Below are 13,320 nucleotides of genomic sequence, written 5' to 3' on the forward strand. Positions count from 1 at the left end.
TGGGGGCCACGGGGCATCTCCAGCACCGGGTCGTCGACGAAGAAGCTCATCACGGCGTCGAGATCGTGGGCGTTGAAGGCGTCCATCAGCCGTTGGAGCGTCTCCACGGTTGCCTTGCCCGTGCCGGTCATCGTGAACGCCTCCACCGCTCGGCGGCTACATGACCTTCCGGTAGGTGAGGTCGAAGTCAGGCTCCCAGCTCGAGCCGTCCTGGGACGTCTCCCAGCGGCCGCTGATGGTGCCGCCGTCGGCGCTGAACTCCCCGGTGAACCGCTGCCGGAAGTCCAGCGGCGTGAAGTCGGGCGCGTCCCGCAGCAGCGTCCAGACGCCGTCGCGGAAGGTCATCGCGTACAGGCGGGCGACGCCTCGCGAGTCGAAGTAGTGCTGGGTGTATGCCTCACCGTCGCGATCGACGCCGATGATCGCGATGCCGTCGGGGGCTTCGGGAACGTCGGGGACCTCCGAGCGCTCCATCAGGAACTGCCCGCCCAGCACCCATTCGAACACGGCGCGTCCGGCCACGCCGGGGGCGAACGCCGCCTCGACGCTCCACTCGCCGACGAATGCATCCAGCCGCTCCAGCATCGGGTGCCGGGCGGCCTCGTCCTCGGCCACGAGTCCTCCTGTCGGGTCGGTCATGCCGGATCCTATCAACGCCGTGACGCCGCGCCGGTAGCCCACCAGCCGTAAGCGGCCGCGCCGTCCAGGGACATGGTCCTGTGCAGCCGGATGAGCGCCACCGGTCAGCCCGCCGTGCCGAACGGACCCTAACCGTGGAGCGAGACCATCAGTGCGGTGGCGTGGACCGTCAACGCTGGGCCGGAACCACGACGCGGAGGACGGTGCCGCGGCCGGGGGTGCTCGTGACCTCGAGGCGGCCCCCGAGATCGGCGACCCGGCCTCGCATCGACCGTAGGCCGAAGTGGTCGGGACCCACGGCGGCTGGGTCGAAGCCGTGGCCGTCGTCGGACACCTCGATCGAGACGGTGTTGCCGGTCCCTGCGATGCGGACCGTGGCGGTGTCCGCCCGGGCGTGCTTGACCACGTTGGCCAGGGCTTCCTGGCCGAGGCGGTAGAGCTGCTCTTCGGTCTCGGGTCCGATGGGCAGGTGCGCGGGTCCGTCGACCTCGATGACCAGCCCTTCCCGGGCACTGAGGGCCGCCGCCTGCTTGGTGAGCGCGGCGACCAGTCCCTCCTCGGCGAGCGCGCCGGGGCGCAGCTCGAAGATGAGGGCGCGCATCTCGGCCAGCGCGCCCCGGGTCAGCTGGCCGATCTCGTTCAGCTCCTCCTCCACCGGGCCGGTGGAATTGGGCTTCTCGAGCTCCAGCGCGTGTTGCGCGGTGCGGACGTGGAGCGTGGTCGAGAACAGCGACTGGGAGACCGAGTCGTGCAGGTCGCGGGCGATGCGCTGTCGTTCCAGGGCGGCACGCTCGCCCTCGCGGCGCTGCGACTCGGCCAGCTCCAGCGCGGCCCGCCGGCGCTCGCTGACGATCGCCGCCAGGCAGAACGTCGTCAGCGCCGCGAAGACGATGTACAGCTGAAGGTTCAGGGCGCTGTCGGTGGGCGAGTGCTCCACGAACGGTCCTGCCGCGCGGGAGGTGGCCTGCACCGCGATCACGGCCGCGACCGCGACCGCCAGCGTCGCTCCCGGCGGGCCGAACCGTAGCGCGGCCCAGATGAACGCCGGGAACACGATGTAGGTGAGCGGCTGGTCGGCCGACAGCGCGATCGCGCTCAGGCCGATGACGGCCGCGAGCATCACGGCGCCCTCGACCGCGCGGCGGCCCCGCCACGCCGTGGCCCGGGTGTGCGCCCAGGCCATGGCGAGCGGGACGACGACCAGCCCGCCGGCGAGGCCGCCCAGCCACCAGCTGCGCCAGAACACTCCCATCTCGGACGTCTCGATGACCTCGCCCGCTCGCAGGGCGAGCATGGCGACGGTCGCGCTGACCGCCTCACCGACGGCCACGGCGGCGAAGACGGCGCCGACGTGCTCGAGCCGGTCCATCGCCGCCCGCCGGCCGACCAGCCGCTGGAGGATGACCACGGCCAGGAGCGCCCTGGCCATGTTGCCCGCCGTCTCGGCGAGCGCCGTCCCCAGCGGCAGCAGCGCGAACTCTCTCGAGAGCAGGTCCCCGAGCAGGACGCCGGGCCACCAGCGCAAGCCACCCAGGTACAGCACCGCGATGCCGACCCCGGTGGCCGGCCAGAAGGCGCCCGCCGGGCCCGTCAGCAGGAGCGCCTCGCCACCCTGGGCGGCGGTGTAGTAGCCGGCAGCGATCAGCAGCACCCCGGCCGCATACCGCACCGACCGTCCGGAGACCAGCAGTCCCCGCCAGGTCGGCTCCGCGGCGGGGAGCGGTGCGTCGGTGTTCGTCAGGCCTCCCAGGTCTGCGCAGGGCCTTGGGGAACGGTACCGCCGCGCGCAACCCGAGTCGAACGATGCGGCCTGGTGGAGGCGCCGGCCTCAGCCGTGTGGGAAGTGACCGTGGCGGGAGGCGGCGCGGATCATGTCGAGGAGGTCGTCCACGTCCCGACCGTGCTTCTCCAGGAAGGCGTGCGCGCCCGTGGCCATGGCCTCAGGTCCCAGCTCGCCCAGGCGGCTGATGGCGACCACCGGGCGGTCCCGGCCTCGGAGCTCCCGGAGGACCTGCATGCCATCCGGCACCTGCGGCAGCAGGAGATCCAGGACGACCACGTCGGGACCCAGTTCCAGGTCGAGACGCATGGCGCTCCGGGTGCATCCGGCCTCGCCGACCACCGTCAGGTCCGGAGCGCACTCGATCAGGCCACGGAGCGCCCGCCTGACCCGGGCATCGTCATCGACGATCAGGACTCTGAGCTTGGATCCCTTCCTCGGGTCGCGGGGCACGGTCCCCTGCACATCGGTTCCTTCGTGACGGGCTGGTTGCGATCCCCCACGGTAGGGCAGCGAGCGCCCTGGGAGCCTCCGAGAAACGACCCGTCTCCAGTGCGACGAATGTCGCGTCGGGGAAGCCTTGCCAGGTGCTAGCGCGCCGTCGGAGCCGGCGCGAGGCCTTCCCGGATCGCCAGCAGAGCGGCCTGAGTCCTGGACGCCACCCCGAGCTTGCCGAGAATGTTGCTCACATGGGTCCGGGCGGTGCGTTCGCTGATCACCAGCGAGTCCGCGATCTGCTGGTTGGAGAGGCCCTGGGCCACCAGGACCAGCACCTCGCGCTCCCTGTCGGTCAGTGCGGTCACCGTCAGCGGCTTGGGGGCCACCAGCGATCTCGTCAGCTGCCGTGCGATCGCCGGGTCCAGATGGACCTCGCCGCGGCAGGCGGCCCGGATCGCCGCGGCGACCTCGTCGGCCTCGGCATCCTTGAGCAGATACCCGGCCGCGCCGGCCTGGAGGGCGCCATGGACCATGTCGGCCTGGGTGAAGCTGGTCATCGCCACCACCGCCACCTCAGGATGTCGTTCGGTGATGGCCGTGGTGGCGGCGACACCGTCCATACCGGGCATCAGCAGGTCCATCAGCACCACGTCGGGCGGCTGCCCGGCCGCGACCAGCACCGCGATCCCGTCGAGGACCTGCTGCCCGTCGGCTGCCTCGCCGACGACCTCCATGTCGTCCACCGTCTCGAGATAGGCGCGCAGGCCGCGGCGGACCACGGCGTGGTCGTCGACGATGAACACCCTGACTGGCGTCGGTTGCATGGTCCTCGCCCATGGCGGACAGGTCGCGGTTCTGACTGTAGAGGGACCCAGGTCATCTGTCGCGCCGAGCTTGCGTCGCTCGACCGATGCTCTCGCCCCCGCCACTTGTGATGATGCGATTCGGCCGCATCTGAGGCGTCGGCCACGGACGCCAGGAGGGCGAGTCATGAGCTTGCGTCATCCAGCAGCAACTCCCGCCACCATCGACGGTGAAACCGCCCTGTTCGACCGCCTCGGTGTCCCGCTGGACCGGCATCGCGAGTGGTACCAGTACCACCATCTGTTCCGCGACCTGCTCGGCGCGGAGCTCGAGCGGCGCGAGCCCGACCTGATCCAGCAGCTCCAGGCTCGGGCGGCGGCCTGGTGCGAGGCCAACGGGCTGCCGGAGCTGGCCATCGACCACGCCCAGGCGGCCGAGGACGCCGATCGGGTGGCCAGGCTGGTCGAGAGCCTCGCGTTCCCCGCCTACGCCAGCGGACGCGCCCAGACCGCCCGCCGGTGGTTCGAGTGGTTCGCGCAGCGAGGACTGATCGAACGGTACCCGCTGATCGCCCTGCAGGGAGCGTTCCTGCAGGTCCTGGCGGGCCAGCCGGACGATATCGAGCGCTGGGCGGCCGCCGCCGAGCGTGCGGCGGCGGCGAGGACGCTCGCGCAGGCCACGTTGGATCCCTGGATGGCGCTCCTCCGCGCGCTGCTGTGCCGCGACGGCGTGGACCAGATGCAGGCCGACGCCGAGACCGCCGCGGCCGGACTGGACTGGGGAAGCCCGTGGCGGGCGACGGCCCTGCTCCTCAAGGGCATCGCCGATGTCCTGGCCGGCGGGGCCGACCGCGCCGATCCGGTCCTGGCCCATGCGGCCGAGGTCGCCACCCACGTCGGCGCCCTGCCGGCCGCCTCCGCCGCCCTGGCCCAGCGTGCCCTGCTCGCGATCGAACGCCACGACTGGATGGAAGCCGAGACGCTCGCCGACCGCGCCCTCGAGGTCGCCCGGAACGGGCAGCTCGACGACTACGAGATGAGCCCGCTCCTCCATGCCGTGGCCGCCCACACGGCGCTGCATCGCGGCGAGGTGACCCGAGCCCAGGAGCACCTTGCGCGGGCCATGCGCCTGCGGCCGCCGCTCACCGCCGCCCTGCCCCACCGTGCCGCGCAGACGCGCCTCGAGCTTGCCCGTGTGCACCTTGCCCTCACGGACGTGGCCGGCGCCAGGTCCCTGCTCCAGGAGGCCCGGTACATCCTGCAGCAGGGACTCGACCTCGGCACCCTCCCGAGCCAGATCACCCTGCTGCAGTCGCGGCTCGACTCGCTCCGCGAGACGACCACCAACGTGGCGACGCTGACCAACGCCGAGCTGCGGCTGCTGCCGCTGCTGTCGACGCATCTCACCTTCCGGGAGATCGGCGAACGGCTCTACCTCTCGCAGCACACGGTCAAGTCCCAGGCGCTGTCGGTCTACCGCAAGCTCGGGGTGTCATCCCGCAGCCAGGCGATCCAGCGCGTGCAACAGGCCGGCCTCCTCGGCGCAGGGGCTTAGTCGTCGCCGCGGTGAGCGGCCTGGTGACGTCCCCGAGGGATTTGCCCTCGGCGTTGATGCCGATCAGGAGCTCGACATGATGTGCCCCAGCGGGCTGCCTGTGCCTTTCATCCGAACGGGAGGATGCGGCCTCCGGAGCGTGGCCGTAGGGTGCGGTCGCCGGCCGCAAGGAGGATCGCCATGACGGACCCCAGGCACGTCGTGATCGTGGGTGGCGGGTTCGCCGGACTGGGCTGCGCCCGCAGGCTGGCGAAACGCGACGACATCCGCGTGACGCTGATCGACAGGCACAACTACCACCAGTTCCAGCCGCTCTTCTACCAGGTCGCCACCTGCCAGCTGGCCTCCTCCGACGTCGCGACCAGCCTCCGCAAGCCGTTCCGCAAGCACCCCAACGTGGCCGTCAGGATGGGCGAGGTGACCGCCGTCGACCCGGTCGCCAAGGTGGTGACCCTCGACTCCGGCCAGACCATCCAGGGCGACTTCCTGGTCCTCGCCGCCGGGAGCCAGCCGAACTTCTTCCACACGCCGGGCGCCGAGCACACCTTCCCGCTGTACTCGCTCGACGACGCGCAGCGGCTGCGCTCGCGGATCCTTGCCCTGTTCGAGGACGCCGACCGGGACCCCTCGCTGCTGGACCGCGGCGCCCTGAACTTCGTGATCGTCGGCGCCGGCGCGACCGGGACCGAGACCGCGGGCGCGCTGGCCGAGATGATCCGCGACGTCATGCCGCACGAGTACCAGGACCTGGCCGTCCGGCACGCCCGGGTGATCCTGGTCGATCTCGGCCACACGGTGCTGGGGCCGTTCTCCGACAAGGCGCACGAGTACGCGGCCAAGGTCCTGCAGCGCGACGGCGTCGAGCTGCGGCTCGGCACCTCGGTCAAGGAGGTCCGCGAGGACCGGGCCGTGCTGTCGGACGGCACCACCATTCCTACCCGCTGCGTGGTCTGGGGCGGGGGGATCATGGCGGCGCCGCTGGCCGGCAACGCCGGGCTCACCCAGGGCCGGGGCGGGCGGATCGACGTCGAGCACGACCTGACGGTCGCCGGCCGGCCGGGGGTGTACGCCCTGGGGGACTTCGCCAACATCCCCGCGCCGGACGGACGGTCCTTCCCCCAGCTCGGATCCGTCGCGCTCCAGTCCGGGCAGTGGGCGGCGAAGAACATCGAGGCGGAGATCGCCGGGAAGCCGCCGAGGCCGTTCCACTACCACGACAAGGGCATCATGGCCATGATCGGCCGCAACGCGGCCATCGCCGAGATGGGCGAGCACCGCCACGAGCTGCACGGGCCGATCGCGTTCGCGTCCTGGCTGGGGGTGCACGCCTGGCTCATGACCGGCGCCCGCGCCCGCATCGAGGCCTTCATCGACTGGGGCTGGGACTACTTCTCCAAGAGCCGGGGGCCGCAGGTACTGGACCGCACCGACGTCGCCCGGATCGACTGGGGCGACGACGAGGACGACGACGCCGGGTCGGGCGTGCCAACGACGGAGGCCGCCGTGGGGAGCGCGGGCAGGAGCTCCTAGGGACCGGCGCCGTTCCGGGCGGCGCCCAGGCGATCGAGGAGATGGTCGCCGACCCGCAGGGCGTTGGCCATGGCCGTGAGCGCCGGGTTCACGGCGCCGATGCTGGGGAAGAAGCTGGTGTCGACCACATAGAGGTTGTCGAGCTCGTGCGCGCGGCAGTCGGTGTCCAGCACCGAGGTGGCCGGGTCGGTGCCGAAGCGGCAGGTGCCGGCCTGGTGGGCGACCCCGGCAATGGGGATGTCGGTCTTGAGGTAGGCGTGCCGGGGGATCAGGTGGTCGGGGTGCATGCCGAGGTGGCCGAGCATCGACTTGAGCTGGTGGTACAGGCGGCCGGCGGCGGTCGCGTTCCTGGCCGAGTAGGCCAGCTTGACGTTCCCGTCGCGCTCCAGGGTGACCCGGTTCTCCGGCACGGGCAGGTCCTCGGTCGACAGCCAGAAGTCGACCGCGTGACTGGCCACGTCGCGTAGCGCGAAGCCGGGCGCGAGCTTGGTCTCCAGCGGCTTCTCGCCCCGGAACATGTCGGCCTGCGACTTGCCGATCATCTGGATGTTGCCCATGGGGTACTCGAAGTCGTCGCTGCCGAAGTAGAAGTCGTTGACCCCGAGGGTCTTCTGGAAGACCGTAGGGTTCGGCTCCTTGGAGAGGGCGAGCACGGCCTGGCTGTTGTGGAACATGTAGTTGCGGCCGACCTGGTCGGACCCGTTGGCCAGGCCGTTGGGGTGGGCGTCGCTGGCCGAGGCCAGCAGCAGCTTGGCCGAGTTGGCGGCGCCGCACGAGAGGACGTACAGGTCGGCGGCGAACACCTCGCGGGCCCCGTCGTGGTCGACCTCGACCCCGGTGACGGCGGTGCCGGCGTCATTGGTGGCCAGCCTGACCGCGCGGGCGCCGGTGACCAGCGTCACGTTGGGGTGCTCCAGCGCCGGCCGCACGCCCAGCGCCTCGGCGTCCGACTTGGCGTGGACCAGGCACGGGAAGCCGTCGCAGGTCGCGGTGCGGATGCAGGCGCTGAAGGGCGGGTTGGCCTCGTCCAGCATGACGCCGCAGGGAGCGTGGAAGGGGTGCCGGCCCGCGGCCGCGAGGTCGTCCGCCAGCTGCTGGATGCGCGGCTCGTGCGACACGGCCGGGAAGGGGTAGGGCGCGCTGGCCGGCGGCTCGGTCGGGTCCTCGCCCCGGTTGCCGTGGACCTGGTACAGCTGCTCGGCCTGGGTGTAGTAGGGCTCCATCGCGTCGTAGCCGATCGGCCACGCCGGCGAGATGCCGTCGTGGTGCTTCAGCTCGCCGAAGTCCTCGCGGCGCAGCCGGTACAGCGCCGCCCCGTAGAGCTTGGTGGCCCCGCCGACGAAGTAGTGGACCTGGGGCTGGAACGCCTTGCCCTTGGCGTCGTACCAGGTGTCGGCGGAGATGTAGCGGTTGTCAATGAACACGTCGGCGGTGGACCAGTTCTGCGGCTCGCGCGGGAGCCAGCCGCCCCGCTCGAGCAGCAGGATGCGCTTGCCGGACGGGGCGAGGTGCCGGGCCAGGGTGCCGCCGCCGGCGCCGGTCCCGACAATGATGACGTCGTAGTCGTTCATCCCTGCAGCTCCTGTGTCCGCTCGGCGAGGATGATGCGTCCGGCGGCTTCGATCAGGGCCAGATGGGAGAAGGCCTGGGGGAAGTTGCCGAGGTGGTGGCCGGTGGTGGTGTCGAACTCTTCGGCGAACAACCCCAACGGGGAGCTGATGCGCAACAGCTTTTCCATCAGGTCCCGGGCCCCGTCCTGCTCCCCGACCACGGCCAGGGCCGAGACCAGCCAGAACGAGCAGATCAGGAACGTGCCCTCCTTGCCGCTGAGGCCGTCGTCGGTCTCCTCGGTCCGATAGCGCAGGACAAAGCCGTCCTCGGTCAGCTCGCTGGCCACGGCCAGGACCGTCTTGCGCAGCCGGGCATCGTCGGCGGGGAGGAACCCGAACACCGTGGCCAGCAGCGTCGAGGCGTCCAGGGCATCGGTGCCATAGTGCTGGCGCAGGACCCCGTCCTGGCGCAGGCCGTGGTCGAGGATGTCGGCCCGGATCTCCTCGGCGACGGTGCGCCACTCGGCCTCCAGCTCGGGCATCCCCCGGATCCCGGCCAGCTTGGCCGCCCGGTCCAACGCCACCCAGCACATCAGCTTGGACGACACATAATGCTGGGGCTTGCCCCGGGCCTCCCAGATCCCCTGGTCGGGCTCGCGCCACACCGCAATCGCACAGGCCGCCTGGGCCTGGACGATCGGCCACAACCGCCGGGGTAGGCGCTGGCTGCGGCGGGTATGCAACAAGATCGAGTCCAGCACCGCCCCGTACACGTCATTTTGACGCTGGTCAAAGGCGCCGTTGCCGACCCGCACGGGTTTGGCTCCGGCATAGCCGGACAACTCCTGGCGGATGGTCTCGGTCAGCTCCCGGCGCCCATCGATGCCGTACATGATCTGCAGGGCACCATCGGGGTTGGGTTCCAGATCGGCCACGAACTGCATGAACTCATCGGCTTCCCAGTCCAGGTTCAGCCAGTGCAGGGCCTGGAGGGTAAAGGTGCTGTCCCGCATCCAGGTGTAGCGGTAATCCCAGTTGCGCTCGCCCCCCGGCGTCTCCGGCAACGAGGTCGTCAACGCGGCCACGGTGGCCCCGGTCGGCATGTAGGTCAGGCCCTTGATGGCCAACGCCGAACGCTGGATGGGCTGGCTCCACCGGTGATCCGGGATCCGGGCCCGCCCCAGCCAGGAGCGCCAGAACCGGGTCGTCGCCTCCAACCGCCGATTGGCGTCCTCCAGACCGGCCGGGACGGCCAGGCCCTCAGCCCACGACAGCGCACACCACAGCTGCTCACCCTCGCCCAGGACATGGCGGGCCCGGACCCGGTTGGCCTCGATCCCCAGCTCCATGCTGGTCGCCAACCGCACACTCACCCCAGCCCCGCTGGCATCGGCCGCCTGCCGGTCCCCCTCGACCAGCACCCAGTCGGCCACCACCCGGCCGTAGTCGAACACCGGCTCACACACCAGCTCCACCTCGACCTGGCCCTCCAGGCACCGGGCGGTCCGGACCAGCAGATGATCGGCGTCATCATCGGCCGGGGGGCGGGTATGGGGGGTGACCTGGTCCTCCCCCCGACGCGGACCCATGGTCAACCCATCACGGACCTCGACCCAGCCCGTGGGGGTCCGCCACACCGTCACCAGGGTGTTGGTGCCGGCCTCATAGGCCCGCGACACCGGCACGTTGATCCCGAACGGGCCCAGCCGGAACACCCCGGCCTCGCGGTCCAGCAACGACCCGAACACACTGGGCGAATCAAACCGGGGCACACACAACCAGTCCACCGCCCCATCCGCAGCCACCAACGCCCCGGTATGACAATTCGACAAGAACGCATACCCGTCGATCGGGGAGAACGGCGACGGCATCGCCGCACTCTGAAACCCCTCGGTGCCGGCGGCGACGGTGGCGGCGCGCTTGGCGCCCTTGGGGCTCATTCGGTCTCCCACGGTCCGTACCAGCGCCCGTGCCCGGCCACCAGGCGGTTGCCTTCGTCGGGACCCCAGCTTCCCTTGGCGTAGGGATGGACCGGGGGTGGGCTGTCGAGCAGCGGCTGCAGGACCCGCCAGGCCTCCTCCACGCCGTCCTGGCGGGTGAAGCGGGTCGAGTCGCCGACCATGGCCGCATGCAGCAGCACCTCATAGGGGGTGGCCGCCTCGCCGCCCTCGTCGGCGAACTCCATGTCGAGGTGGATCTGCTCGGGGTCCGGCCGGTCGCCGCGCTGGGCGTCGACCTTCAGCCGGACGCCGGTGGAGGGGTAGAGCTTGACCACGAGCTGGTCGGGCTCGGGTCGCCGGCTCCTGCTGAAGAAGCCCAGCCGGGGCGGGTGCTTGAAGACCAGCCGCAGCTCGGTCCGGGTGACCGGCAGGCACTTGCCGGTGCGGATGAAGAACGGCACACCGGACCAGCGCCAGTTCTCGATGTCGAGGCGGAGGGCGGCGTAGGTCTCGGTGCTGGAGTCGTCGGCCACTCCCTCGATGCCGCGGTAGCCGTCGTACTGGCCGCGGACGTACTGGGCGGGGTCGGCATCCGCCATGGCCCGGAACACCCCGACGATGCCGTCCTTGAGGGTGGCGGTGTCGCCGCCGCCCGGCGCCTCCATGGCGGTCGCGGCCACCACCTGCATGAGGTGGTTGACGACCACGTCCCGGACCGCCCCCACGGGGTCGTAGAAGTGGCCGCGGTCCTCCACCCCGAAGGTCTCGGACATGGTGATCTGCACGGACGACAGGTGGTTGCGGTTCCAGACCGGCTCGAGCATGGCGTTGGCGAAGCGGAGGTACAGGATCTCGTCCAGGCCCATGTAGCCCAGGAAGTGGTCGATCCGGTACAGCTGCGACTCCTCGAGGTAGGCGTGGACCTCGTCGTTGAGGGCGCGCGCGGAGGCGAGGTCGTGGCCGAAGGGCTTCTCCACCACCACCCGGGCGCCCTTGGTCAGGCCGGCGTCGGCCAGCCCCTTGATCACCGTCCCGAACAGGAAGGGCGGGATCTCCAGGTAGAAGACCGGCGTCGTGGCCTGGCCGATGGCGGCGCCGACCCGTTCGAAGGTGGCCGGGTCGCCGAAGTCGCCGGACAGGTACGAGAAGCGCCCGGCGAAGCGCTCGAAGACCTGCTCGTCCACCGGTTCGCCGGTGGCCTCGATCGCCTTGCGGGCGTGCTGACGCAGGTCCTCGGTGGTCCAGTCGTCGACCGCCACCCCCACCACCGGGCAGGTGAGCAGGCCGCGGCGCTCCAGCCGGTACAGCGAGCGGAAGGTCATCACCTTGGCCAGGTCGCCGCTGATCCCGAACACGACCAGCACGTCGGCTGGTCGGTGCTCGCCGGTTCGTCGGTGAATGGTCCCCATCGCCTCCGACCTCCCCGGTCAGGCTCCAGATCCTTCCTGCCGGCACCATAGGAGGCCTGATCCGCGCGGCCATCCCCCCGATCGGATGAATCACCGGGCGGGGATTCATCCAAAGCGGGGGATGGCCGCGAGCCCCACGCTCGCTACCGTCAGCCTCGGCCAGCCGACGACCGGCCGGCCGAAGGCTGACGTTGCCGGCAACGACGAGCGAGTGTGAGCGCGATGGCAGACAAGGCGCCGGGCGTCGGAGCGGCGAGGGACGGGGCGACGACCGCTCCCAGCCGTTCGGGGCTCGTGCTGGCCTCGCTGATCCTGGTGGCGGCGGTCGCCAACTTGAACCTGTCGGTGGCGAACGTCGCGCTGCCCGACATCGGCAGGGCGTTCGACTCCTCACAGACGACCCTGGACCTGATCGCCGTGGGGTACTCGCTCGGGCTGGCCGCGTCGGTGCTGTGGCTCGGCGCCCTGGGCGACCGCTACGGGCGCAAGCTGCTGCTCATCCTGGGGGTGGTGCTGTCGGTCCCGGCGTGCGTGCTCGCCGCCTACGCCCCCTCCGACGGCGTCCTCATCATGGCCCGGCTGCTCGGCGGGTTCTCGGCCGGCATGGCCTTTCCGACCACGCTGGCGCTGATCACGGCGTTGTGGTCGGGTCCGGGGCGGACCAAGTCGATCGCGCTGTGGTCCGGCACCGGCGGAGCCATCGCCTCGCTCGGCCCGCTGCTGTCGGGCTGGCTGCTGGAGCGGTTCTGGTGGGGCTCGGTGTTCCTGGTCACCCTGCCCCTGGCGGTGGTCGCACTGGCGATGGCGCTGGCGTTCGTGCCGGCCCACGTCAATGAGACCAGCGACCCTGTCGACAATCTCGGCGGGGTGCTGTCGGTGCTGCTGGTGGCGGCGCTCATCCTGGCCATCAACTTCGCGCCCGTCCCCGGCGCGGGCGCGCTCGCCCTCGGGCTGGCGGCGGTGGCGGTCGCCGCCGGGATCGCCTTCCTCCTCCGCCAGCGCCGTGCCAGCAACCCGCTGTACGACCTGCACGTCGCCGGGCGCCGCGTCTTCTGGGTCGCGGCCTGCGCCGGGATCATCGTGTTCGGCGCCCTGATGGGAGCGATGTTCGTGGGCCAGCAGTTCCTGCAGAACGTGCTCGGCTACTCCACCTTCGATGCCGGGCTGGCGATCCTGCCCGCCGCCATCTGCATGGTCCTGGTCGCCCCCCGCTCGGCCAAGCTCGTCGACGCCCAGGGCGCCCGGTTCACGCTGCTCACCGGCTACCTGTTCTGCCTGCTGGGCTTCCTCACCATGCTGCTGCTCTGGAAGGAGGGCAGCTCCTACTGGCGGGTCGGCCTCGGCTACGCGCTGGTCGGGGTCGGCGTCGGGTTCGCGGGCACGCCGGCGTCGCATTCCCTCACCGGGTCGGTCCCGGTGCGGCGGGCGGGGATGGCGTCGGGCACGGCCGACCTGCAACGCGACCTTGGCGGCGCGATCATGCAGTCGATCTTCGGGGCGCTGCTCACCGCCGGCTATGCGGCGGCCATCACGACGGCGATCGCCGCGGCACCCGAGCAGCAGCAGATCAGCACCGGTGTGCAGAACCAGCTCACCAAGTCGTTCGCCGGCGCGATCGAGGTCGCCCAGCAGCACCCGCAGTACGCCAGCCAGATCACCGCCGCGGCGAAGGCGTC

Annotated in this window: 10 protein-coding genes; 3 read left to right on the forward strand and 7 right to left on the reverse strand. The window is 71.2% G+C overall.

From position 1 onward, the window contains the following. Positions 1-156: 156 nt before the first annotated feature. From VF468_16405 to VF468_16420, 4 genes are all read right to left on the reverse strand, one after another. Positions 157-639: a hypothetical protein gene (locus VF468_16405; protein ID HEX5879876.1), complete on the reverse strand. Its 483-nt coding sequence runs from the start codon at positions 637-639 to the stop codon at positions 157-159. Between the two features lie 169 nt (positions 640-808). Next, positions 809-2,308 carry an MASE1 domain-containing protein gene (locus VF468_16410; GenBank protein HEX5879877.1) on the reverse strand — a complete coding sequence of 500 codons (1,500 nt, stop codon included), beginning with the start codon at positions 2,306-2,308 and terminating at the stop codon, positions 809-811. 159 nt (positions 2,309-2,467) lie between these two features. Beyond that, on the reverse strand, positions 2,468-2,884 hold the full coding sequence (locus tag VF468_16415; GenBank protein HEX5879878.1) for a response regulator transcription factor: 417 nt from the start codon (positions 2,882-2,884) through the stop codon (positions 2,468-2,470). Positions 2,885-3,009: 125 nt separating this feature from the next. Beyond that, a complete protein-coding gene (locus VF468_16420) occupies positions 3,010-3,681 on the reverse strand; it encodes a response regulator transcription factor (protein ID HEX5879879.1) in 672 nt (223 codons plus the stop codon). A gap of 166 nt (positions 3,682-3,847) precedes the next feature. Between VF468_16420 and VF468_16425 the strand changes: the two genes are divergently transcribed. Further along, on the forward strand, positions 3,848-5,215 hold the full coding sequence (locus VF468_16425) for a LuxR C-terminal-related transcriptional regulator (GenBank protein HEX5879880.1): 1,368 nt from the start codon (positions 3,848-3,850) through the stop codon (positions 5,213-5,215). A 180-nt stretch (positions 5,216-5,395) separates the two neighbouring features. Continuing rightward, on the forward strand, positions 5,396-6,745 hold the full coding sequence (locus VF468_16430) for an NAD(P)/FAD-dependent oxidoreductase (GenBank protein HEX5879881.1): 1,350 nt from the start codon (positions 5,396-5,398) through the stop codon (positions 6,743-6,745). Here VF468_16430 and VF468_16435 read toward each other — a convergent pair. The 3 genes from VF468_16435 to zwf all read right to left on the reverse strand — a co-directional run bounded on the left by VF468_16435 (position 6,742) and on the right by zwf (position 11,644). Next, complete coding sequence (locus VF468_16435) at positions 6,742-8,316, reverse strand: GMC family oxidoreductase (protein HEX5879882.1); 1,575 nt, start codon at positions 8,314-8,316, stop codon at positions 6,742-6,744. The two genes, VF468_16430 and VF468_16435, sit on opposite strands and share 4 nt — an antisense overlap. Beyond that, positions 8,313-10,166 (reverse strand): glycoside hydrolase family 15 protein, encoded by a 1,854-nt coding sequence (locus tag VF468_16440; protein ID HEX5879883.1) that lies wholly within the window; start codon positions 10,164-10,166, stop codon positions 8,313-8,315. Before VF468_16440 ends, VF468_16435 begins: the two co-directional genes overlap by 4 nt. Positions 10,167-10,231: 65 nt before the next feature. After that, entirely contained in the window at positions 10,232-11,644 is a 1,413-nt protein-coding gene (gene zwf, locus VF468_16445; GenBank protein HEX5879884.1) for a glucose-6-phosphate dehydrogenase, read from the reverse strand. Positions 11,645-11,866: 222 nt separating this feature from the next. Between zwf and VF468_16450 the strand changes: the two genes are divergently transcribed. Continuing rightward, the coding region (locus VF468_16450) for an MFS transporter (GenBank protein ID HEX5879885.1) at positions 11,867-13,320 on the forward strand (1,454 nt) is incomplete at its 3' end.

Source organism: Actinomycetota bacterium, assembly GCA_036280995.1.
In the GTDB taxonomy this organism is placed as follows: domain Bacteria; phylum Actinomycetota; class CALGFH01; order CALGFH01; family CALGFH01; genus CALGFH01.

Bases quoted from the DNA above. Each gene is read 5' to 3' on its own strand.
- zwf (HEX5879884.1), bottom strand. From the start codon at position 11,644: ATGGGGACCATTCACCGACGAACCGGCGAGCACCGACCAGCCGACGTG.
- VF468_16420 (HEX5879879.1), bottom strand. From the start codon at position 3,681: ATGCAACCGACGCCAGTCAGGGTGTTCATCGTCGACGACCACGCCGTG.
- VF468_16435 (HEX5879882.1), bottom strand. From the start codon at position 8,316: ATGAACGACTACGACGTCATCATTGTCGGGACCGGCGCCGGCGGCGGC.
- VF468_16430 (HEX5879881.1), top strand. From the start codon at position 5,396: ATGACGGACCCCAGGCACGTCGTGATCGTGGGTGGCGGGTTCGCCGGA.
- VF468_16440 (HEX5879883.1), bottom strand. From the start codon at position 10,166: ATGCCGTCGCCGTTCTCCCCGATCGACGGGTATGCGTTCTTGTCGAAT.
- VF468_16425 (HEX5879880.1), top strand. From the start codon at position 3,848: ATGAGCTTGCGTCATCCAGCAGCAACTCCCGCCACCATCGACGGTGAA.
- VF468_16405 (HEX5879876.1), bottom strand. From the start codon at position 639: ATGACCGACCCGACAGGAGGACTCGTGGCCGAGGACGAGGCCGCCCGG.